This window comes from Billgrantia antri (assembly GCF_019430905.1).
Classification (GTDB): domain Bacteria; phylum Pseudomonadota; class Gammaproteobacteria; order Pseudomonadales; family Halomonadaceae; genus Halomonas; species Halomonas antri.
The window spans coordinates 845,747-866,131 of record NZ_JAHYCA010000001.1 but is presented as its reverse complement, the minus strand read 5'-3'; the positions used below and the strand labels follow the sequence as shown (position 1 = coordinate 866,131).

The following is a 20,385-nucleotide window of genomic DNA, read 5'->3' as shown; positions in this document are numbered from 1 at the left end:
TCGGTGAGCAAGCCCATGATGTCGCGCTCAGGTGGGCGGCGGCAGGGCCTTGAAGGCATCCAGGGCCCTGAGGCGTGCCGCTTTTTGCTCGACGATGGGCGGCGGGTAGCCGACGTTGGCTCGCTGGGTATCGCTGGGCGCATGACGGTCGCGTGGTGACAGCGCGGCCAGCTCGGGCACGTACTCGGCGATGAAACGGCCATCCGCATCGAAGCGATGCGACTGGGTGGTGGGATTGAAGATACGAAAATAGGGTGCCGCATCGGTACCGGTGGAGGCGGCCCACTGCCAGCCGCCGTTGTTGGCGCAGAACTCGCCGTCCACCAAGTGGCGCATGAAGAACGCTTCCCCGCGCCGCCAGTCGATCAGCAGGTGCTTGCTCAGGAACATGGCGGTGACCATGCGCAGTCGATTATGCATCCAGCCTGTGCTCACCAACTGGCGCATGGCGGCATCGACGATGGGGTAGCCTGTACGCCCTTCGCACCAGGCCTTGAAACCTGCTTCGTCGTCGCGCCAGGCAAGCGCCTCGGTATGCGCCTGGAAGGCGCGGTGACGACACACCCGGGGAAAGCCCGTCGCCACGTGTTGGTAGAACTCGCGCCAGACTAGCTCGTTGACCCAGGCGGTGAGGCCGGCATCGCCCTCGGCCAGGCTGCCGTCGTTCTCGGCCAGCACGGCTTGCAGGCACTGGCGGTGCGAGATCATGCCGAGTGCCAGGTAGGGCGAGAGCTCGCTGGTGCCGGCGATGGCGGGAAAGTCGCGCTGGCTTGAGTAGCGGCGCGCGCGAAAGCGTAGAAAGCGCTCCAGGCGGTCGGCAGCGGCGGCCTCGCCGGCAGGCCAACGGCTTGCATCAAGCGGCGCGTCTGCGAGCCGGGTCGGGGGTGGGACAGCGGGACGGGGAGCACCGGAGGACGGCTTCTGCACAGGGGGTGTCTCGCGCAACGCCAGGCGTTCTGGCGTCAACTGGCGATGCCAGGCGCGGGAGAAGGGGGTGAAGACGCTGTAGTACCCTCCTTTGCCCGTCAACAGCTCGCCCGGGGCGAAGGCCACGCTGTCGTGATGGCCGACTGCAGACAGACCCTCTTCCCGAAAGGCCTCGACCACGGCCGCATCGCGGCGCTGCTCGTCGAGGGGATACTCGCAATTGAAGTGCACGGCCCCGGCGCCGACCTCGCGAGCGATCTGCAGCAGCGCGGCAGGCGATTCGCCGAACGCGGAAATGTCGCGATGCAGCAGGGGAATGTTGAGGCCGGCCAGGGCGTCGGCCAGGGCGGCCACGCCGCGCTGCCGGAAGTCGAGCTTGTTGGCGCCATGCCCGTGACGCTGCCAGTGAGGGACGCTGCGCAGGAACACGGCCACGACCGGACCGTTGCGGGCGGCGGCGGCAAGTGCCGTATTGTCGTGAAGGCGCAGGTCGCTGCGAAACCACATCAGGGAGCAGGTCATGATCGGCTGCCTGGGGACGGGCTCAGTGTTCGAGGATCAACGGCCGCATGCGCGCCATGGCCAGCGGCAGATCGTCGCCCAGCAGTTCCACCAGGCTATCGGCCAGATCGCCGCTGCGAATACGGGCAACCGGCCCGCACAAGCCGAGGGGGGCGTCGAGTTGCTCGGCCAGGCGTGGAAGCTGGCGCCGGATCAGGTCGGCCCGCTCGGCGCGCCCGCTGACCAGGACCAGCGCGGCGGCATGCAGGCGTTCAACCGCCAGTGGCAGTTCGCCGAAGGGCAGTGCGCTGTCCATCAACTGTACCCGGTAACCGGCATCGCTCGCGGCGAGTGCCGCCAACAGCAGCCACAGGGTGCCGGGATCGTCGGGCAGCGGTGCGATCAGCAGTACGGGGCCCTTGGCCAAGTGGTTGGCATGGTAGAGGCGGATGCCGATACGGGTGCGCAGGAACGACTCCAGGCAGCGGCGCTGCAAGGCGGCACCGAGCTGATCGACCCAGTGCTCCTCGAGTTCGCGAAATACTGGTTGCCACAGCTCCGCCAGACAGGTTGACACGGGGTAGAGGGCCAGGCTCTGTGCGTAGAGCGTTTCCATCTGGCCCTGGTCGAGAGCCTCGATGGCCGCCAACAACTGACGCCGTTGGCTGGGCCAGTCGCCGGAGGCCGGCTCGGCCGCCGGTACGGGTTGCGGCTGGTCGATGAGCTCCTTGACCTGGCTGACCGGCACGCCACGGCTAAGCCACTGCAGGATGCGCTCGACCCGCTCGATATCCTCGCGAGCGTAGAGGCGATGTCCCTTGGGGGTGCGCTTGGGGCGGATCAGGCCGTAGCGGCGCTCCCAGGCGCGCAGGGTAACCGAGTTGACCCCGGTAAGGCGTGACACCTCGCGGATCGGATAGAGCGGTGTGTCGGCCGGATGGGCCCCCTTCTCGGTCATGCTCGCCTGCCTCTTGTGTTGTCTGGGCCTGGTGGTAACGGCGTCCCGGCTGTTGCCGAGGCTCGCTGCCAAGGAATATTGTACGCTAAACGGGCGGTGTACAACTGATGGAGGTCACGGTCAAGTCGACAAGGCCTCCCCTGCCTGCTCCGCGACCACGGCGGCCAGGGCATCGATGAAAGCAGGGTGTTCGCCCACGGGGGGTAGCAGCCTCAGCTCGATGTCGGGATGAGATGACCTCAGCGCCTCGACCTGGGCCGGGACGTCCTTGCGCAGGTGGCGTCCGGCGGCGAAGAACAGGGGCAGGATATCGGCGCGCCGAAGGCCCGCCGAAGCGAGCTCGGCCACGCTGCTTTCCAGCGAGGGTTCGCTAAGCTCCATGTAGGCTAGCTTGAGCGGGACCTGCATGCGAGTGGCCAAGGATGCGTGGAAATGCTCGAAAGGGGCACGCCAGGCGGGATCGCTGGAGCCATGGGCGAGCAGAATCAGACTGTAGGTCATGGCGATCTCCGAACACGAAGTATAGCGGCCGGCGGGCTGCACCGTTGAACCGGCCGGTTGCCGCCAGCATAGCAGAGATGTACAACGATTGTATAACGAAAGGCGAAGCGGGTGAGGGAGCCTGCGACGCGGGAGGGAATCTGATATGCGAGTCTTGGTGACCGGTGGCAGTGGCTTCGTTGGCCAGCGCCTGTGTCTGCGCCTGAAGGAGGCGGGGCACCGGCTGCAGGTGGTCTCCCGCGATCCGGCATCCGCTCGACGCAAGCTGCCGGAAGGGACCGACGTGCGACGCTCGGTGCTCGATTTCGTCGATTCCCCGCCGCATGCCATCGTCAATCTGGCCGGGGAGCCGATCGCCGCCAAGCGCTGGAGCGACGAGCAGAAAAACCGGCTGATCGATTCCCGGGTCAACGTGACTCGCGATCTGGTGATTCTCTGTGAGCAGCTCGAGCAGGCCAGCGGGCAGGCACCGCGTGTCATGGTGTCGGGTTCGGCGATGGGATTCTATGGCGATCAGGGAAGCCGGGAGGTCACCGAGCAGACACCCCCCCACGATGAATTCGCCCATCGCCTGTGCAAGCGCTGGGAGGACGCCGCTCTCGAGGCGACTGACTTCGGGACCCGGGTGGCGTTGTTGCGTACCGGCCTGGTGCTGGATACGGGAGGCGGCAGCTTGGCCAAGATGCTGCCGCCATTCAAGCTGGGGCTGGGAGGGCGCTTTGGCGACGGGCGACAGTACATGCCGTGGATCCACCGCGAGGATCTGGTGCGCAGCATCCTGTTCCTGCTCGAGCGCGACGACCTCGATGGGCCGTTCAACGGCAGCGCGCCGCATCCGGTCACCAACGCCGAGTTCACCCGCGTGCTGGCCCGGCAGCTCAACCGCCCTGCCGTCATGCCGGTACCGGCGGTCGTACTGGAGGCCGCTTTCGGCGAGATGGCACGCCTGCTGTTGACCGGGGCCGACATGCGCCCGGCGCGCCTGCTCGAGGCCGGCTTCACGTTTCGGTATCCGACGCTGGAGCAGGCGCTGGCCGACATCCTCGAGAAGCGCTGATCTCGGCCTTCTGCACACGGCGTCAGTGGCTCTCTTCTCCCACCGTGACGATGACCCTGACCGCATCCAGCCGCAGTCGTGTGCCATCGATGGCGGCATCCAGCTCGCGACGTTCACGGCGTAGCGCCTCGAGCTCTTCCTCGCGCACCGCCGGGTTGAGTCTTGCCAGCGCCTCCAGGCGGGCCAGCTCGCCGTCAAGCTCCCGACGCATGCGAACCTGAGCGCCCTCGACGATGCTCGGCAGCTCGCGTTCGGCCTCCTGCTCGCCCTGGGTGAGCAGGTCGCGCAACTGGTCGTGACGGCTGCGGATCAGGTCGCGGGCCATGGCCTTCTTGACCTTCTTCAGGTTCTTCGACAGCCCGGTGAAGGAGACCTTGTCACTGAGCACGGCGCCCGATTCGTCGAGCAGCACGCGCACCGCGGTCGGCGGCAGGAAGCGGTTGACGTGCAGGCGTTTGGGTGCCGGACAGTAAGTGCGAAACACCAGCTCGGCCATCAGTCGCCCGGCGGGTATGGCGGGATGCTTGAGCAGCGCCAGGGCGGTGTTGCCCATGGTGCCGTCGAGGATGCGCCCCATCATCTCGCGCAGCAACGGATGCTCCCAGGAGAGACGCTGCACGTCATCGCGGGCCAGAGCGCGCTCGCGCGACAGGGTGGCGGTGAAGCCCTCCTCGCCCTTGGCCAGGCCGGGCAGGCCGTCGAGCATCTGCGGGCCGGGCTGCAGGTGCAGCAGGCCGCCGCCGAGCTCCTGGCTATCGACACCGAAGATATCCAGCGCCTGGTCGAGGTAGCGCGTCAGCGCCGGGTCGTCGTCGAGCTCACGAATCGCTGCCGCCACCGCCTCGGCACGCGCCGGGCGACAGGCGTTGAGTTCCAGCAGGCGGTTGCGCCCGGCGTCGCGCTGGGCCAGGCGGCTCTCGAATAGCGCCCGGGTCTCGTTGATGACGTCCTCCAGCGCTTCGTCGTCGAGCAGCGCTTCGGCCAGCGCGTCGCCGAAGGCATCGAACAGCTCATTGCCGACGCCGTGGGGCGAGGCGAAGGCGTCCATTCCCTCGCGCAACCAGCGCAGCAGGCGCTCGCCCGGGCTGGCCTCGAACAGCGGCACGTGGATCTCGATGGCGTGGCGCTGGCCGATACGATCGAGCCGGCCGATGCGTTGTTCGAGCTGGTCGGGATGCTGCGGCAGGTCGAACATCACCAGATGACGGCAGAACTGGAAGTTGCGCCCCTCCGAGCCGATCTCGGAGCATACCAGTACCTGGCTGCCTTCCTCCTCGTCGGCGAAAGCGGCGGCCGCGCGGTCGCGCTCGACCAGCGTGAGCCCTTCGTGAAACACCGGGGCGTGGATGCCGCCCAGAACCCGCAGGGCTTCGGCCAGGCCCTGGGCGGTTTCGCGATCATGGGCGATCACTAGCACCTTGTCGCTGGCGAAACCCTTCTCCCCGTCGTCGGCGAGCCGCTCCAGCAGCCAATTCACTCTAGGATCGATCTGCCACCAGGGCTCGGCGTTGAGCGGGTCGTCCGAAAGCGCGCGATAGGTGGCATCGGGGTAGATCAGTACGTCGGGGTGGTCGAGTCCGGTCTCGATCAGCAGTTCGTCGAGATAGTCCTCGTCGCGCTCGAGCTTGCGCAGCACGCGGCGGTAGGCCGAAGGCAGCGTTAGTGTTGCCAGGTGCAGGCGGCGTTGGGGAAAGCCGCCCACGTGGCGGCGGCTGTTACGAAACATCACCCGTCCGGTGCCGTGCCGGTCGAGCAACTGCTCGCGCAGCTGATCGCGGGCGCTGGCCTGTTGCTCGGGGCCGCTCTCGGCGTTGGCGAGCACCTTCAGCAGCGCCAGGCTGTCGGGCTCGTCGACTACTGCTGATACGCTGTCGCGCGCGTCGCTGCCGCCTGCGGGAAGGTTCTCCAGGGCGTCGATGGCCTGGGCCACTTCCACATAGTGCTGCTCCTCCTCGCGGAAGGCGTCGAGGCTGTGGTAGCGGTCCGGGTCGAGCAGACGCAAGCGGGCGAAGTGACTCTCGAGCCCCATTTGCTCGGGGGTGGCGGTGAGCAGCAGCACTCCCGGCACGGTCTTCGCGAGGTGCTCGACGCATGCATAACCGGGGCCGGCCTGATCGGCACTCCAGTCGAGGTGGTGCGCTTCGTCGACGATCAGTAGATCCCAGTCGCTACTGGCGGCCTGCTTCTGTCGATGCGGATTGGCGAACAGCCATTCCTGGCTGGCCAGGATCAACTGGCCGGACTCGAAGGGGTTGCTCTCGGCCTGGGCCAGGCTCTGCTGCTCGTCGAGCAGGGTCACTTCCAAGGCGAAGCGACGCAGCAGCTCCACCAGCCATTGATGCGTCAGGCTCGGCGGGACCAGGATCAGCGCGCGCTGGGCGCGGCCGGTGAGCAGCATGCGATGCAGGATCAGGCCGGCCTCGATGGTCTTGCCCAGCCCCACCTCATCGGCCAGCAGCACGCGTGGTGCATGACGCCGGGCCACTTCATCGGCAATGTAGAGCTGGTGGGGGATCAGGTCGATGCGCGGTCCGGCCAGACCCAGCGCCGGGTTCTGTTCGATGCGGTGGTGATGATGCAGGGTACGGAAGCGCAGGTCGAACCAGTCGTTGCGGTCGACCTGGCCGGTCAACAGGCGGTCGCGAGCCTGGTCGAACTGCATGGTATCGGCCAGGCGTGCCTCCGGCAGTTCGCGCAGTTCGCCCTGGTCGTCCTCACCGATGTAGACGATCAGGCCGTCGACTTCCTTGCTGTCGTCGACGGTCAGGCTCCAGCCCTCGCTCGACTGGATGCGGTCGCCGCTGCCGAAGGCGACCCGGGTTAGAGGTGCCTGGCGGCTGCTGTAGGTGCGGGTTTCCTGGCTGGCACCGAATAGCACGGTGACGCTACGGTGATCGCAACTCAGAATGGTGCCCAGGCCCAGATCGGCCTCGCCGTCGCTGATCCAGCGTTGGCCGGGTGAAAAGTCGCTCATGATGCCTCGGTCGATGCGGAATACGATGCGCGTGCTGTCGGCAGAGCCAGCTCCGCCGGTAGCAGGGCGGGCGATTCTAACGCAAAGCCCGTCACGGCTTAAGGCTGGTGGAGAACGTCCGGAAATGGTAGGGCGGTTTGCCCCGGCGCCTCAATGACGCTTCAACCAGCCGTTCAACTGTGCCCGTGACAGTTCCCCCACGTGGCGCTCCACGGCGCGGCCGTCCCGGTCGAACAAGAGAGTAGTAGGCAGTCCCGGCGACTCGAAGGCTGACATCATCTGCTGATGAGGGTCGAGCAGCGGGTAGCGGAAGGTCAGCCCCTGTTCGTCGAGGTAGCGCACCACCTGCAGCAGTTCCTCGCCCTGGTTGATCACCACCACCGTGACGTCCTCGCGTTCGCCGGCCTCGGCCAGCAGCGGCATCTCGCGCAGGCAGGGCGGGCACCAGGTTGCCCACAGATTGACCACCACGCGTTTACCACGCAGGTTCTGCAGGTTGACCGGCTCGCCGTCGAGGTCTTCCAGCGTGATATCGGGCAACTCGCGCAACGGCATGTCGCCGCCCAGCGGTGCCAGGGTGACCAGTACCAGCCATAGCGCCGAGGCGCCGACGGTCAGGCCCATGGCGCCGATCATCGACAGCAGCCGGTCGCGCAGCGCCCAGCCGCTCCAGATCAGCGCCGCGAGCAGTCCCCACAGGCCGTGATAGCCCGGCTGCCACAGCTTGAGCACGTCCAGCGGGGCGGCGGCGTAGGCATCGAGATTCATCGCCACATGACCCAGGCGGGCTCCGACCAGCCAGGCCAGCACCAGCCCGTTGAACCAGCGCGAGCGGACCCCGGGGGAGAGCCCCAGCAACAGCCAGGCCGCGAGCAGCAAGAACAGGGCGCAGCCAATGGCATACAGGCGCGGGACGGAAATCAGTACGGGGCCCAAGGCGAAGGCGTCCATCGGTTCAGCTCCGAGAAGAGGGGTCGGCGCAAACGGCAAGACCGGGTAGAATCATCCACTTGCATGGGTTGCTGCGTCAGCAGAGCAAGCCTACTGCGCACGCAAAGCACTGTCACCCGGCGGGAGCCTTCATGGCACACAAGTCATTCGATCCTCTGCGCGCCTTGGCCATTGGCAGTCAGGCGTTGGGCTTCATCCTCATCATCACGCTGGAAACGGTGCTGGGTGGCGAGGCTGCCCGACCCTGGCAGGGGGTGACGCTGGCCGCGATGGTCGCCTTTGCGTTGGCCCTGGCGCTGGCGCGACTCTATCGGCGTAACAAGGCGCGCAAGGAGATGGCTCGCCGGCTGGCGGACGACGATGACGAGCCCTGAGCTTAGACGAGCCCGGTGTCTGACGCTGTATGTCGTGCTGGGCTTCGTACTGCAGGGTTGCGCTGCCGCGCCGTTGCCGCGCGAGCATGGCGCCCCGTTGGCCCCGGCCGAGGGTGAAGCCACGTGGCTGGGTCAGTGGGCGCGATTGAGCGCCTCGCCGCACCCCGGCAAGAGTGGCTTCACCCTGCTCTCCAGCGGCCAGGATGCCTTCAGCTTGCGCGTGTTGCTCAGTGAGCAGGTCGACCGGCGACTCGATATCCAGACCTACCTGATGGGCGACGGGCTGACGACCCGCCTGCTGCTGCACCGCCTGCTGCGTGCCGCCGACAGGGGCGTCGAGGTGCGCCTGTTGATCGACGACATGGGCGCGGTGGGGCAGGGGGCGCAGCTGGCGGCGCTTGCAAGTCATCCCAACATTCAGGTGCGCGTCTACAACGCGATCGGCATCGGTCGCGATACGCTAATTGGTCGTGTGCTGGCTTCGGTGCCACAGGCGACACGCCAGCATCGTCGCATGCACAACAAGCTATGGATCGCTGACGGCGCTCTGGCCATCGTCGGCGGGCGCAATCTGGGCGACGAATACTACAGCGCAAGCGAGCCGCGTAATTTCACCGACCTCGACCTGCTGGTTCTGGGGCCGGTAGTGGAACCGCTGTCGCGCAGCTTCCATCTGTATTGGAATCATGGACTGGCACAGCCTATCGGGCGTTATCACCCCGCCGCTGACGAGGCGTGGCGTGACCTCAAGGCATCGCTCGACGACTGGGTCGAGGCCAACGCCGACTCGCCCTACTTCGCCGACCTTCGCCGCCGCTATGCCGATGCCGAGCAGGAGACGCTGGTAGGAAGACTGCACTGGGGGGAGGGTGTCGCCCTGTGGGATCCGCCAGGCAAGCTGGCCTGGCGTGGACGCCCTGAGCTGGCGCGCACCATGGCTGGCGACCTGCTCGAGCATGCCGGCGAGCCGAGCGATCGGCTGGTGATCGTTTCCGCCTACTTCGTGCCCGGCGAGCGGGGTACGCAGCGATTGCAGCGGCTGGCCGAGACCGGCGTCGAGGTCGAGGTCTTCACCAACTCGCTCGAAGCGACCGATGTACCGGTGGTCCACGGTGCCTATCAGGTTCGTCGAGGCGCGTTGCTCGACAGCGGCGTTGCACTCTACGAGATGCGTGCCGAGAGCGAACCCGACAATGATGGGTTCGGCGTGGGCTCCTCAGCCTCCGCCCTGCACATCAAGGCGCTCGCCATCGATGACGATCGCGTGTTCGTCGGCTCGGCCAACGCCGACCCGCGTTCGGTGTGGTGGAATACCGAGGTAGGTGTGCTCGCGACCAGCTCCGGCCTTGCCGGCGAACTGCAGGCGCTGGTGGAGACTGGCAAGGCGCCGGAACTGAGCTACCGGGTCGTGCGGGATGAGCAGGGACGACTCACCTGGCAGACGATGCAGCAGGGGGAGGCGATTTCTCTCGTGCGGGAGCCCGGCGATTTCTGGCGCCGCCTGGGAGCCAGGCTGGGCAGGATCGGCTGGCTGGAGCCATGGCTATAGCGGTGCCAGGTTCAGGGGGAGCTGTCGGCGACGCCAACACGGTTGCGCCCCGCCCGTTTGGCCCGGTACAGCGCGCCATCGGCACGCGCTAGCATCTCGTCGGGGCTTTCGCCCCGGTGGTATTCGGCAATGCCCAGGCTGATGGTGACGGCCAGCCCATGCAGGCGGGTCTCGGCCACCTGCTGGCGCAGGCGCTCGGCGAACGTCGAGGCCCCGCTGGCGGAAGTATCCTGCAGCAGGACGGCAAACTCCTCGCCGCCCCAGCGCGCCAGCAGATCGGTGCTGCGCAGGGTCTGGTTCACCAGCGTGGCGAGGCGCTTGAGGATGGCATCGCCGGTGTCGTGGCCATGCTGGTCATTGACCGACTTGAAGCGGTCGATATCGAACAGCAGCAGCGAGAAAGTGTTATCGCTGCGTTCGGCTTGGCGGATCGCCTTGCGCATGGCGGTGTCGAAGGCGCGACGATTGTGCGCGCCGGTCAGATGGTCACGGGTGGCCTGCTGCTCCAGCTCCTCCTCGAGGCGCTTGCGTTCGGCGATGTTGTGGAAGACGGCGATGTAGTGGCGTACCTTTCCCGCCTCGTCGGACACGGCCGTGATCGATTGCCACAGCGGATAGATCTCGCCGTATTTGTTGCGGTTCCAGATCTCGCCCTGCCAGTGGCCGGTCTCGAGCACCTCTTGCCATAGCTGGGCATAGAAGGCCTTGTCGTGCCGACCCGACTTGAACAGGCGTGGCGTGTGGCCAATGACCTCTTCCGGCAGGTAGCCGGTGATGTCGGTAAAGGCCTGGTTGACCCGCTCGATGCGCATCTCGGGGTCGGTGATCAGGGTCGCCTGACCGGTCTGGAACACGCTGGCGAGCAGCCGCAGCTCCTCTTCCTGGCGCTTGCGCTCGGTGATGTCCTCCTTGACCGCCACGAAGCGTACTATCTGCCCTGAATCGTCGCGTACCGGCGTGATGGTCTCGGCTTCCCAGTAGAGTTCGCCGCTCTTCTTGCGGTTCTGCAGCTCGCCGCGCCATACCTGGCCGCTGCGCAGGGTCTGCCACAGGTCCCGATAGACGATGTCGGGCGTCAACCCCGAGCGAATCATGGCCGGCGTCTTGCCGATCAGCTCTTCACGCGAGTAGCCGGTTACCTCGAGGAAGCGGCGGTTGACATACTCGATGCGTCCTTCGGTATCGGTGATGGCGGTGGCGGCCGGGCTCTGTTCCACGGCGATGTAGAGTTGATAGAACTTGGCTCGCAGCGTGTCGATGTCACTGCTGCTGTGGGGGCCAGCCATGGCCGCGGCGACGCCGGCGCTACCATGCGCAGTCTCGAGCTCGCTAATCGTCACGAGCGCCTCCCTACGAGTGGGACTTGTTCTGGGGCAAGTCTCTTTTGGATATGCTTGTATGCGGGCCATAAAAGTGTCTATGGCGATCCGACCGCGCAGCATAGCGTCTTTTCTCGGCACGTTCACGCCAAAGTTGGCGGTATCAGGCTAAAGGAGGGGCGGCGTTCCGGCCGAGGCTGCGCCAGCGTCAACACGGGAAAACATTGTCGATCCTGCGCTGCAGCGAGATCGCCGCTTCGTCTGCCGGCTGCGGTTCGTGCATGTAGAAGCCTTGGACCTGATCGCAGGCATGGCGACGCAGGTAGGCTATCTGTTCCGCCGACTCCACGCCCTCGGCCACGACCGTCAGGCCCAGTCGCTTGCCGAGATCGATGATGGCCTCGGTCAGGCTCCTATCCACGGCATTGTCGAGAAGGTCGTGAATGAACGAGCCGTCGATCTTGATGGTGTCGAGAGGCAGGGCCTGCAGCTTGGAGAGCGACGAATAGCCGGTGCCGAAATCGTCGATGGCGATGCGCACGCCGATGGTCCGTAGCTCCTGCAGCACGCTCACCGCTCTTGGCATGTCCACCATCATCATGCTCTCGGTGATTTCCACCTCGAGCAGTTGCGGAGGCATCCCGGTGGCCTGCAGCGCGCTCTTGATATCTCCCGGCAGGCCGTCATCGAGGAACTGTCGAGCCGATAGGTTGACTGCCATGCTCAGCGCCGGGAAGCCGGCCTGCTGCCAGGCGATATTCTGTCGGCAGGCGGTATGGATGACCCAGCGGCCGATGGGGATGATCAGGCCATTCTCTTCGGCCAACGGGATGAACTGCTTGGGCAGGATCAGGCCGAGCTCCGGATGTTGCCAGCGCAGTAGGGCCTCCATGCCGATGACGCGGCCGGTCGCCATGTCGAGCTTCGACTGGTAGTAAAGCCGGAATTCCCGACGCTCCAGCGCCTTGCGCAGGCTCGACTCGAGTGCCAGGCGCTCCAAGGAGTCGGACTTGAGCTGTTCGGAGTAGAACTGGGCATTGTTCTTTCCCTCTTCCTTGGCGTGGTACATGGCCACGTCGGCGTGCTTCATCAGGGTTTGCTCATCTTCCCCGTCCGCGGGATACAGGGCGATACCGATGCTCACCGTGATGCGAAACTCCTGGCCGGCCAGGGTGAAGGGAGCGCTGATCGCGGCGAGGATCTTGTTGGCCACCTGATGAACCTGCTCCTGATCATGAATTTCAGGAAGCAGGACGACGAACTCATCGCCGCCGAGGCGGGCGACCGTATCGCTTTCTCGCACCGCGCGCCCGAGTCGGAGACTGACTTCTTGCAACAGCTCATCGCCCGCATCGTGGCCGAGGGAGTCGTTGATCGCCTTGAACCGGTCGAGATCGAGAAACAGCAGCGCCAGGTGCTTGTCGTAGCGTCGGGCATGCTGCATGCCGTGCGTCAGCAGGCGGCTGAAGTATGCCCGGTTCGGCAGTTCCGTCAGGTTGTCATGAAAGGCCAGGTATTCGGCGCGGCGGGCGTGGTCCAGACGCTCTTCGAGCACGCTGGCCTGTGCCCGGCGAAGCTTCCAGCTGAGACGGCCGAGCATCGTCAGCACGACGAGAAAGGCGAGCGTGACCAGCAGGGCGCGCCAGTAGTAGTCACGCTGCAGGGCGGAGGCAGCGGCCATCTGCTCGCTCCGGGAGAGTCCAACGACGATGGCGACCGGAAACTCGAACAAGGCTCTGGCCACGAGGTAGCGGTGCACGTCGTCCCACTCGTTCACCCTGAGCTGGGCAGGATCACCGAGTGCGCCACTGCCATTCACGAGGTTGGCGTAGTCGACCGGCTCGCCGGTGTGGATGGTGTCGCCAGTGCGGCGCACCAGGAATGTGTCTTCCTCGCCCGCCACGGCCAGCACCCCCTGCACGCCCAGCGTATCCAGCTCGTAGCCGCTGACGAAATGCGCCGCGCTCACCAGTACCGAGACGACTGCCGGGGCGGGCTCATCGGCTGTCGTCAGGCGCCGGCTGAAGGCAAGCTGACTGTCCGCTCCGCTCGCCTGCTGCCGCGGCAACGCCACCTGCATGCCCTCTCCTTCGGCAGCGGTGATGACGCTCTGCGGCGCCGAGGAGGGGTGCGTGCTGGCGATGACGTTGCCTGCGGCATCGCTGATGCGAACCTCGAACAGCAAGGTGGGCGGGAGCATGCCTTGCTGGCCCAGCTCATCAAGAACGCGCTGTGGAGGGCGTTCGTCGAGACTGTAGCGTACCAGCTTGAGCGTGGTGTCGATCTCGCGCAGTGCTCGCACGACCTGGGCCTCATAGGTTTCGGCCAGGTCGGCCGTCAACGCCGCGGCCCGTTGCTCGGCGGCCGTGTACTCCCGTTCGACGAGATCGAGCGTCACCAACCAGATGGCGGTCAGCGTCAGCAGCGCCAGACCCGGGAACAGTACGCCGGGCTCGACGAGCTGGTGCAGCCAGTGCCGCCGGGAGGCGTCCGCCGCCGGTGGGTGTGGCGTTGGCTCAGTCAATGGTCACCACCCGCAGACGCTCGTCGATGTGGACGTCGTCCAGGTAACCGATGGCGTCGGCATGCGCCGCCACGAAGTCGACCATGGCGCGGTCGCCTGCCAGGCTGCGCGGTGGCTGGCCGCGTCCGGTGAATATCAGGCGCGACCAGTGCATCTTGACCTGAGTGGGCGTCTGGCCTAGATATTCGCGGTAGAAGGTTGCGTAGATCGGAGAGCTCTCGCCTTGGTCCAATGGCGTGGCTGGCTGACCATTGGGAAAGCGGCTGGTACGGCCCAGGTAGATGTCGGCCAGTTCGCTTCGGGTAAGCGTGGCGAGCGGATTGTGTGCGGAAACCACCACCACCACCTCGGCCCAGGCCATGCTCGATGCCAGTGAAAATAGTAGGCCACAGCCAATTCGCTTGAGTCGTGAAGGCATCCTTGTCTCCTCAGAACACGAAGTCGAGCGCAAGGCTGAACAAGTTGACCGAACCGCCGGGATCGAAGCCTGGCTGTGAGTTGACCAGGTAGCCGCGTGATCCCCCCTCATGATTCATGTGGTCGAACTGGGCCTTGATGGCCATGCTGCTGCTGAAGTCCCAGCGCAAGCCGAGCGAAATGCTCTTCTGCTGTGGTTGCCCCTGAAGCAGAGAGTTGAGCATCGCATCCAGTGCTTCGCTGCCGGGCTGTGAAAGGCCTGGAGTGGACGTCTGGCTGTGAATGCGCTGATTGGCATATGTCAGATAGGGCGTGAAGGCGCCCAAGCGGTAACCGCCGGAAATGTACCAGCCGCGGTTATCCGTTAGAAAAGTGCGGCTGCTGGTCTGGGCCCATTCGCCCATCACGAACCAGTTGCCGGGATCGTAGCGAGCACCCAGGCTGATCACTTCAAATGACTTGTCATCGACATTGTAGCGATCGGCAATGGCATCGCCTTCAGGGCCAAACATTCGGAACACATCGAATAGCGGGTTGAAGTCTTCAATGCTCAGGCGGTAATGGCTGTAGGCAGCAAAGACGCTGAGATTGCCCTGCTCCACGGTATTGCCGATCGTCAATCCTTCCCGGGCGCGCGCCTCTGCCGTGGCTCGACCCATCGCTGAATCGGTGTAAGGGAAAGTCGAATCACTTTGCCCATAGGTGGCCCGAAGCGTGCTGGTGGCGCTTGCGATACGGGAGCGGTAGCTGACGTCCAGGCCATCAATGCTGGAAACCGGTATGGTGCGATAGACTTCCAATGGCGGGCGCACCCAGGGCGTCGCATAGCCTACCTTGCGATACTCCGAATTCATGAAGACCGGAAGGATGACGCGGCCGACTCTCAGGCTAAGCTCGGGCGTCACATCGAAATTGATGTTGGCCCACTCTATTGCCGGCCTGAACTGGCCATCGTACTGCTGCTCGGTGACGACCTGCACCACGCTCGAGAGGCGGGGCGTAAGGTTGGCGGTAAGCTGCAGGCCCAGTCGGCTGTCGACCTCGGCGCTCCAGTCACTGGTATGGCCAGCCCCCCTGGGCATTAGCATGCTCGAAACGAAATCCGCCTGGTCCTCGTCGGAATGCACCACGCCAAGCGTGCCGAAGCCATTCAAGGACAGCGAGGGAGTGTTCGCTTGTGCTGCAAGGGGAAGCCCGCAAGTCAGCATCAGCAAGATGAAGGCGATAAGAACTGGCTTTCTCTGCATTAGAAGGTCCACAGGCGTGGGCGATGGTGTATGGCCGCCCCTCTAGAGGTAGCGGAAAGGCGGGCCTAATGATCGACCTTACGGGCAGGAGATGTGTGTCTCTGCGTTCCAGACGACTATCGGCAGGAGATCGAAAGACTTGAGGTTAGGAGCGTGAGCTGGCGTCAGACTTACGCCTGTCCTGGCAACGAAAAACCGCCACCCGGTATGATCCGTAAGTGGCGGTTTTGCTGAATTCTTTGGTCGGAGTAGCAGGATTCGAACCTACGACCTCTGCCTCCCGAAGGCAGCGCTCTACCAAGCTGAGCTATACTCCGTTGCTGCACACGAGCCGTCTCGGAGGACCGCTCGATGCCGGCGCCGCTGGTGCCGACGGATGGGCATTATACGCAAAACCCTCGTCCTTGCAAGCCCCGCGACGGCGCCGGTGCGACGTTCAGTTCTGGCGTTCCACGGCGAGCTTGGCCAGTTCGGCCATGCTGTCGCGATAGCGGCTGGGTGGAAGTAGATCCAGCTGCTCCAGCGCCTTGGCCGACATCTCCTCGGCGCGTGCGCGGGTATAGTCCAGTGCGCCGGTGTCGCGCACGATGGCGAGTACTTCGTCCAACTGGTCGAGTCCGCCCTGGCGAATGGCTTGGCGGATCGTCTTGGCCTGGTCGGGGGTGCCGGCGGCCATTGCCTGGATCAGCGGCAGGGTGGGCTTGCCCTCGGCCAAGTCGTCACCCACGTTCTTGCCCATGGCCTCGGCGTCGCCCTGGTAGTCGAGCAGGTCGTCGACGAGCTGGAACGCCAGGCCCAGATAGCGACCGTAGTACCGTAGCGCCGCTTCCTGCTGCGGTTCGGCCCCGGCCAGGATGGCGCCGCTGTGGGTGGCGGCTTCGAACAGCATGGCGGTCTTGCCCTGGATGGTCTCGAAGTAGACCGCCTCGTCGATGTCGGGGTTGCCCACGTTGGTCAGCTGCTGCACCTCGCCCTCGGCAATCACGCAGGTGGCGCTGGAGAGCACGTCCATGATCCTGAGCGAGCCGATTTCCACCATCATCTGGAAGGAGCGCGAATAGAGGTAGTCGCCCACCAGAACCGAGGGGGCGTTGCCCCAGGCGTCGTTTGCGGTGGCGCGTCCGCGGCGCATGTGGGATTCGTCGACCACGTCGTCGTGCAGCAGCGTCGAGGTGTGCATGAACTCGATCAGTGTGGCCAGCGAGATGTGCTTGTCGCCCTGATAGCCCAGTGCGCGGGCGGCGAGCAGCACCAGCAGCGGGCGCAGACGCTTGCCGCCGCTGGCAATGATGTATTGGCCGATGGTTTCCACCAGCGGCACGCGCGAGGCCAGCTGTTTCATGATGGTGCGGTTGACCGCGGCGAAATCGTCGGCAACCGCCGCATGGAGCGACGAGGCGGAAGCGTTGCTGTCGGTCGGGCTGGTAGAAGCGTTGGCAGGCATGGGGCGATATCATCGGGCTGTTGGGCCCGAATGCCGGAGAGTGGCGGTGGGCCTAGAGTTGCGGGTCATGCTATGGCCCCCCCAGTGGGGCGTCAAGCGGTGCCGCGGTGTGCCTTGATATGGCGCGGCGTCGGAGTGAAGGTAAGGGCGGCGGCGGCTTGAACGCTACGCGGGCCGCGGTTATAATGCGCGGCCCACTCATCACGCTCCCTGTCAGATGGCTGCCGAAAGGGGCGCCACTCGAAGCAGGCCGATGAAGAGCCAACCCCGATGAGTTCTGGAGAGATACGCACATGTACGCAGTAATCAAGAGCGGTGGCAAGCAGTACCGCGTTCAGGAAGGCCAGACGCTCAAGCTCGAGAAGCTCGAGATTCCGACCGGCGAAACCGTCGAGTTCGACCAGGTGCTGCTGGTTGCCGATGGCGACGACGTGACCGTTGGCGCTCCGCTGGTCGATGGTGCCAAGGTGGCTGCCGAAATCGTCTCTCACGGTCGTGGCGAGAAGATTCGCATCATCAAGTTCCGTCGCCGCAAGCACCACATGAAGCGTCAGGGCCACCGTCAGTGGTTCACTGAAGTCAAGATCACCGGGATTTCCGCCTAAGCGGCTTCCCCTTAACGAGCGAGGACTTTGCAATGGCTCATAAGAAGGCAGCCGGCTCTACCCGTAACGGCCGCGATTCAGAATCCAAACGCCTTGGTGTCAAGCTGTATGGCGGCCAGGCCGTCACCGCCGGCAACATCATCGTGCGCCAGCGTGGCACCCGCTTCCACGCCGGTACCGGCGTCGGTGTCGGCCGCGATCACACCCTGTTCGCCCTGAGCGACGGCGTGATCAAGTTCGAGACCAAGGGTCCGAAGAACCGCAAGTTCGTCAGCGTCGTCTCTGCCTGAGAACGCCCGAACCGGTAGTAGGAAGGCCCCGCTCAGGCGGGGCCTTCTTGTATCATGACGGTAGCATCCGTCGGGAGAGTCACAATGCAGTTCGTCGACGAAGCCTCGATCATCGTGGAGGCCGGCAGGGGTGGTAACGGTTGCCTGAGTTTCCGCCGTGAGAAGTACGTGCCCAAGGGTGGTCCCGATGGCGGCGACGGCGGGCATGGCGGCAGCGTCTACCTGGTCGGCGATGACGCCCTCAACACCCTGATCGATTTCAAGTACCAGCGCTTCTACCAGGCCGAGAGCGGTCGCCCCGGCCAGGGGCGTCAGATGAGTGGCCGGGCCGGCAGCGATCTGGTGGTCAAGGTGCCGGTGGGTACCACGGTGATCGACGAGGACACCCTCGAAGTGATCGCCGACATCACCGAGATCGGCCAGCAGGTGCTGGTGGCCCAGGGCGGTCGCCGCGGGCTCGGCAATATTCACTTCAAGTCATCGACCAACCGCGCGCCGCGCAAGACCACGCCCGGTACCGACGGCGAGCGGCGCAGCCTGCGCCTGGAGATGAAGGTGATGGCCGACGTCGGCCTGCTGGGTATGCCCAATGCCGGTAAGTCGACCCTGATCCGCTCGGTGTCCGCGGCCAAGCCCAAGGTGGCCGACTATCCGTTCACCACGCTGGTGCCCAACCTCGGAGTGGTGAAGCTGGGCATGCATGAGCACTTCGTGATGGCCGACGTGCCAGGCCTGATCGAGGGCGCATCGGACGGAGCCGGCCTGGGCCTGCGCTTCCTCAAGCACCTGACGCGTACCCGTTTGCTGTTCCACGTGGTCGATGTGGCGCCGTTCGACGAGTCGGACCCGGTCGAGGTCGCGCGTGCCATCGCCCATGAGCTCGAGCAGTTCTCGCCGACCCTGGCCGAGCGCCCGCGCTGGCTGGTGCTCAACAAGCTCGATCTGGTGCCGGAGGAGGAGCGTGAAGCGCGAGTCGCCGCCATCGTCGAAGGCCTTGCCTGGGAGGGGCCGGTCTATCGCATTTCGGCGATCAGCGGCGAGGGCACCGATGCCCTGGTGCAGGCGGCGCACCGCTGGCTGACCGAGCAGCGCCGGTTGGAAAACGAGGACGAGGAGGCCGCCGAGCGCGAGCATGAGATGCGCGAACGCATGGAGGCCGAGGCGGTGGCGCGCACCGAAGCGCGCCTGGGTCGTCGGCGCAAGCGCAGCGATCAGGACGAAGATGACGATGATTTCGACGATGATGACTATGACGTCGAGGTCGAATACGCTCCTTGAGATAACAACTGGCTGCGCTCGGCCATACGGCGTTAAAAATTGACTTAGAATACTCATTTACAGCTTGTAAACTCCGTTTCTTCGTCAGTTTTTGCCTTGTCTGGCCGTCGCTCGCTCAGTTGCGCTATCGAGGTTGCGCTGAGATAGCGGTTTTTTGCTGGATGGGAGAGTAGGGTGTGAACGAGCAGCGGGTTCCGGGTCGCGATGCGCTGCGTGGCGCTCGCCGGGTGGTGGTGAAGATCGGCAGCGCGCTGCTGACCAACGACGGGCGCGGGCTCGACGAGGCGGCGATTGGCGGCTGGGTCGACCAGATCGCGGCGCTGCATCACCAGGGGATCGAGGTGGTGCTGGTATCGTCGGGTGCCGTGGCGGCCGGCATGGTGAGGCTGGGCTGGCAGGTCCGACCTTCGGCGGTACATGAGCTGCAGGCCGCTGCTGCGGTGGGGCAGAACGGCCTGACACAGTGCTACGAACATCACTTTGCGCGCCATGGGCTACTGACTGCCCAGGTGCTGCTGACCCATGACGACCTCTCCAACCGCAAGCGCTACCTCAATGCTCGTTCGGCGCTGCGCACCTTGGTCGATCTGCGCGTGGTGCCGGTGATCAACGAGAACGATACCGTGGTCACCGACGAGATCCGCTTCGGCGACAACGACACCCTCGGTGCGCTGGTTGCCAACCTGCTCGAGGCCGAGGCGCTGGTGATCCTTACTGACCAGGAGGGACTGTTCGATGCCGACCCGCGCCACAACCCGGCGGCCACGCTGATCCGTGAAGGCCGTGCCGATGACCCGGCGCTGGCGGCGGTGGCCGGCGGCGGCGGCGCGCTGGGCCGTGGTGGGATGACCACCAAGGTCCAGGCGGCGCGCCTGGCGGCCCGCTCCGGTGCCGTCACGGTAATTGCCAGCGGGCGTCAGCCCGCGGTGCTGACCCGGTTGATCGAGGGCGAGCGCCTGGGTACGCTGCTGTGCCCGGAAGAGGCGCCGATGGCGGCGCGCAAGCGCTGGCTGGCGGGGCAGCTGCAGGTGCGTGGCAGCCTGACGCTGGATGCCGGCGCGGTCAAGGTGCTGCGTGGCAGCGGATCGAGCCTGCTGGCGGTAGGTGTCAAGGCGCTGTCTGGCGACTTCGTGCGCGGCGACATGGTGCTGTGTCTCGACGAGCAGGGCGAGCGCATCGCCAAGGGGCTGGTCAACTACGGTGCCGATGAGGCCCGCCGTATTCTGGGCCAGCCGAGCCACCAGATCGAGGCAATTCTGGGCTACATGGAGGCGCCCGAGCTGATTCACCGCGACAACCTCGTCGTGCTGTGAGTCAGTATCCATGGGGCCTGTAGCATGACGCCGGCTACCTGTGGTAGGATGCGCCATCCTCTCAGACACGGCCCGTCGACAACCTTCGGGTTGAGGCCATGGCCAGACCGGCTAGGAAGTGAAATTTCCAGGCCGGACAAATCGTTATCGATGCCG

17 protein-coding genes and 1 tRNA gene are annotated in these 20,385 nt (G+C 65.3%); 7 read left to right on the top strand and 11 right to left on the bottom strand.

Translation table 11 applies throughout. The features are described 5' to 3' along the window. Positions 1-27: 27 nt before the first annotated feature. The 3 genes from phrB to KPL81_RS04000 form a co-directional block, all read right to left on the bottom strand. On the bottom strand, positions 28-1,449 hold the full coding sequence (gene phrB / locus KPL81_RS04010) for a deoxyribodipyrimidine photo-lyase (protein ID WP_219790770.1): 1,422 nt from the start codon (positions 1,447-1,449) through the stop codon (positions 28-30). A 22-nt stretch (positions 1,450-1,471) separates the two neighbouring features. Next, on the bottom strand, positions 1,472-2,386 hold the full coding sequence (locus tag KPL81_RS04005; protein ID WP_219790769.1) for a MerR family transcriptional regulator: 915 nt from the start codon (positions 2,384-2,386) through the stop codon (positions 1,472-1,474). A 120-nt stretch (positions 2,387-2,506) separates the two neighbouring features. Further along, complete coding sequence (locus tag KPL81_RS04000) at positions 2,507-2,887, bottom strand: sirohydrochlorin chelatase (RefSeq protein WP_209474167.1); 381 nt, start codon at positions 2,885-2,887, stop codon at positions 2,507-2,509. A 145-nt stretch (positions 2,888-3,032) separates the two neighbouring features. Between KPL81_RS04000 and KPL81_RS03995 the strand changes: the two genes are divergently transcribed. Continuing rightward, on the top strand, positions 3,033-3,944 hold the full coding sequence (locus KPL81_RS03995) for a TIGR01777 family oxidoreductase (RefSeq protein ID WP_219790768.1): 912 nt from the start codon (positions 3,033-3,035) through the stop codon (positions 3,942-3,944). 22 nt (positions 3,945-3,966) lie between these two features. Here KPL81_RS03995 and rapA read toward each other — a convergent pair whose 3' ends face one another. After that, positions 3,967-6,918: an RNA polymerase-associated protein RapA gene (gene rapA, locus KPL81_RS03990; protein ID WP_219790767.1), complete on the bottom strand. Its 2,952-nt coding sequence runs from the start codon at positions 6,916-6,918 to the stop codon at positions 3,967-3,969. A gap of 150 nt (positions 6,919-7,068) precedes the next feature. After that, complete coding sequence (locus KPL81_RS03985; protein ID WP_219790766.1) at positions 7,069-7,869, bottom strand: TlpA family protein disulfide reductase; 801 nt, start codon at positions 7,867-7,869, stop codon at positions 7,069-7,071. Positions 7,870-8,000: 131 nt separating this feature from the next. Here KPL81_RS03985 and KPL81_RS03980 point away from each other — a divergent pair, with 131 nt between their 5' ends. Both KPL81_RS03980 and KPL81_RS03975 read left to right on the top strand, forming a co-directional pair. Next, positions 8,001-8,243 carry a hypothetical protein gene (locus tag KPL81_RS03980; protein WP_209474159.1) on the top strand — a complete coding sequence of 81 codons (243 nt, stop codon included), beginning with the start codon at positions 8,001-8,003 and terminating at the stop codon, positions 8,241-8,243. Further along, positions 8,230-9,792, top strand: a complete 1,563-nt coding sequence (locus tag KPL81_RS03975; RefSeq protein WP_240549029.1) for a phospholipase D family protein — start codon at positions 8,230-8,232, stop codon at positions 9,790-9,792. The genes KPL81_RS03980 and KPL81_RS03975 overlap by 14 nt, the downstream gene beginning before the upstream one ends. A gap of 11 nt (positions 9,793-9,803) precedes the next feature. Here the strand turns inward: KPL81_RS03975 and KPL81_RS03970 are convergent, their stop codons facing one another. The 6 genes from KPL81_RS03970 to ispB all read right to left on the bottom strand — a co-directional run bounded on the left by KPL81_RS03970 (position 9,804) and on the right by ispB (position 16,743). Next, positions 9,804-11,132 (bottom strand): GGDEF domain-containing protein, encoded by a 1,329-nt coding sequence (locus tag KPL81_RS03970; RefSeq protein WP_338035587.1) that lies wholly within the window; start codon positions 11,130-11,132, stop codon positions 9,804-9,806. A gap of 187 nt (positions 11,133-11,319) precedes the next feature. Further along, entirely contained in the window at positions 11,320-13,635 is a 2,316-nt protein-coding gene (locus KPL81_RS03965; RefSeq protein ID WP_219790765.1) for a putative bifunctional diguanylate cyclase/phosphodiesterase, read from the bottom strand. Continuing rightward, entirely contained in the window at positions 13,628-14,053 is a 426-nt protein-coding gene (locus tag KPL81_RS03960; RefSeq protein WP_219790764.1) for a type 2 periplasmic-binding domain-containing protein, read from the bottom strand. Before KPL81_RS03960 ends, KPL81_RS03965 begins: the two co-directional genes overlap by 8 nt. Positions 14,054-14,063: 10 nt before the next feature. Further along, positions 14,064-15,299 (bottom strand): porin, encoded by a 1,236-nt coding sequence (locus tag KPL81_RS03955; RefSeq protein WP_219790763.1) that lies wholly within the window; start codon positions 15,297-15,299, stop codon positions 14,064-14,066. Between the two features lie 240 nt (positions 15,300-15,539). Continuing rightward, a tRNA-Pro gene (locus KPL81_RS03950) sits at positions 15,540-15,616 on the bottom strand. Between the two features lie 119 nt (positions 15,617-15,735). Beyond that, entirely contained in the window at positions 15,736-16,743 is a 1,008-nt protein-coding gene (ispB, locus tag KPL81_RS03945; protein WP_219790762.1) for an octaprenyl diphosphate synthase, read from the bottom strand. A 293-nt stretch (positions 16,744-17,036) separates the two neighbouring features. Between ispB and rplU the strand changes: the two genes are divergently transcribed. From rplU to proB, 4 genes are all read left to right on the top strand, one after another. Beyond that, on the top strand, positions 17,037-17,348 hold the full coding sequence (gene rplU / locus KPL81_RS03940) for a 50S ribosomal protein L21 (protein ID WP_111413373.1): 312 nt from the start codon (positions 17,037-17,039) through the stop codon (positions 17,346-17,348). Positions 17,349-17,380: 32 nt separating this feature from the next. Next, positions 17,381-17,638 (top strand): 50S ribosomal protein L27, encoded by a 258-nt coding sequence (gene rpmA / locus KPL81_RS03935; RefSeq protein WP_111413374.1) that lies wholly within the window; start codon positions 17,381-17,383, stop codon positions 17,636-17,638. Positions 17,639-17,722: 84 nt separating this feature from the next. Then, positions 17,723-18,916: an Obg family GTPase CgtA gene (cgtA, locus tag KPL81_RS03930; RefSeq protein WP_219790761.1), complete on the top strand. Its 1,194-nt coding sequence runs from the start codon at positions 17,723-17,725 to the stop codon at positions 18,914-18,916. Positions 18,917-19,092: 176 nt separating this feature from the next. Then, positions 19,093-20,229, top strand: coding sequence for a glutamate 5-kinase (gene proB, locus KPL81_RS03925; RefSeq protein ID WP_219790760.1), 1,137 nt, complete (start codon positions 19,093-19,095; stop codon positions 20,227-20,229). Positions 20,230-20,385: the final 156 nt, after the last annotated feature.

What these genes read in the sequence shown, in the direction of transcription:
- rpmA (WP_111413374.1), top strand. Translation starts at nt 17,381, where the DNA reads ATGGCTCATAAGAAGGCAGCCGGCTCTACCCGTAACGGCCGCGATTCA.
- KPL81_RS04005 (WP_219790769.1), bottom strand. Translation starts at nt 2,386, where the DNA reads ATGACCGAGAAGGGGGCCCATCCGGCCGACACACCGCTCTATCCGATC.
- rplU (WP_111413373.1), top strand. Translation starts at nt 17,037, where the DNA reads ATGTACGCAGTAATCAAGAGCGGTGGCAAGCAGTACCGCGTTCAGGAA.
- KPL81_RS03980 (WP_209474159.1), top strand. Translation starts at nt 8,001, where the DNA reads ATGGCACACAAGTCATTCGATCCTCTGCGCGCCTTGGCCATTGGCAGT.
- KPL81_RS04000 (WP_209474167.1), bottom strand. Translation starts at nt 2,887, where the DNA reads ATGACCTACAGTCTGATTCTGCTCGCCCATGGCTCCAGCGATCCCGCC.
- KPL81_RS03995 (WP_219790768.1), top strand. Translation starts at nt 3,033, where the DNA reads ATGCGAGTCTTGGTGACCGGTGGCAGTGGCTTCGTTGGCCAGCGCCTG.
- rapA (WP_219790767.1), bottom strand. Translation starts at nt 6,918, where the DNA reads ATGAGCGACTTTTCACCCGGCCAACGCTGGATCAGCGACGGCGAGGCC.
- KPL81_RS03960 (WP_219790764.1), bottom strand. Translation starts at nt 14,053, where the DNA reads ATGCCTTCACGACTCAAGCGAATTGGCTGTGGCCTACTATTTTCACTG.
- KPL81_RS03955 (WP_219790763.1), bottom strand. Translation starts at nt 15,299, where the DNA reads ATGCAGAGAAAGCCAGTTCTTATCGCCTTCATCTTGCTGATGCTGACT.
- cgtA (WP_219790761.1), top strand. Translation starts at nt 17,723, where the DNA reads ATGCAGTTCGTCGACGAAGCCTCGATCATCGTGGAGGCCGGCAGGGGT.
- KPL81_RS03975 (WP_240549029.1), top strand. Translation starts at nt 8,230, where the DNA reads ATGACGAGCCCTGAGCTTAGACGAGCCCGGTGTCTGACGCTGTATGTC.
- KPL81_RS03985 (WP_219790766.1), bottom strand. Translation starts at nt 7,869, where the DNA reads ATGGACGCCTTCGCCTTGGGCCCCGTACTGATTTCCGTCCCGCGCCTG.
- ispB (WP_219790762.1), bottom strand. Translation starts at nt 16,743, where the DNA reads ATGCCTGCCAACGCTTCTACCAGCCCGACCGACAGCAACGCTTCCGCC.
- phrB (WP_219790770.1), bottom strand. Translation starts at nt 1,449, where the DNA reads ATGACCTGCTCCCTGATGTGGTTTCGCAGCGACCTGCGCCTTCACGAC.